Origin of the sequence: Psychrobacter sp. UBA2514 (genome assembly GCF_002341255.1) — a bacterium.
GTDB classification, from domain to species: Bacteria; Pseudomonadota; Gammaproteobacteria; order Pseudomonadales; family Moraxellaceae; genus Psychrobacter; species Psychrobacter pacificensis.
On the sequence record NZ_DDNS01000047.1, the window covers coordinates 32,136 to 32,359 of the forward strand.

Genomic DNA, 224 nt, shown 5'->3' on the forward strand with positions numbered 1-224 from the left:
TCTTCGTAGGCAGGGCCGATACCGCGACCTGTTGTACCAATTTTGCCGCTGCCGCGCTTGGCTTCACGAGCTTGGTCAAGGGCCACATGATAAGGCATGATAAGTGGGCAGTTGGGAGAGATACGTAGACGCTCACGTACTGGTACGTTGTTGTCTTCCAACTCTTTCATCTCTTTGAGCAATGCATCAGGCGCTAACACTACGCCATTACCGATAAAGCAAGT

Annotated in this window: 1 protein-coding gene; it reads right to left on the reverse strand. The window is 51.3% G+C overall.

Annotated elements, in window-relative coordinates:
• Positions 1-224: adenylosuccinate synthetase (locus B3V51_RS11410; protein WP_286708457.1), on the reverse strand; the 224-nt coding region annotated here is incomplete at both ends.